At 64.4% G+C, this 403-nt stretch carries 1 pseudogene; it reads left to right on the forward strand.

From position 1 onward, the window contains the following. Positions 1-403 (forward strand): annotated as a pseudogene (locus AC1DIQ_RS18990) (hypothetical protein); the annotation flags it as partial.

Below are 403 nucleotides of genomic sequence, written 5' to 3' on the forward strand. Positions count from 1 at the left end.
GCCGGCAATGACTGGCTGGATGGCGGCGCCGGCGCCGACACCCTCAGCGGCGGCAGCGGCGACGACACCTACGTCATCGACAACGCCACCGACAAGGTCACTGAGCTCGCCGACGAAGGCCGCGACCTGATCCGCACGACGGTGAGCTACACCCTCTCGGCCAACGTCGAAGACGGCGTGCTGCTCGGCACCGCCGCGTTGAACCTCRCCGGCAACGAACTCGATAACAGCCTCACCGGCAACGCCGCCGCCAACTTCCTCAATGGCGGTGCCGGCCAAGACCTCATGATTGGCGGTGCAGGCAACGACGTTTACGTTGTGGATAACGTGGGTGACGTGGTGGTGGAAACCGGCACCTCGCTGAGCGAAATCGACACGGTTATGTCGTCGATCAGCTACACCC

It is taken from the genome of Stenotrophomonas sp. 05L413 (assembly GCF_056397945.1).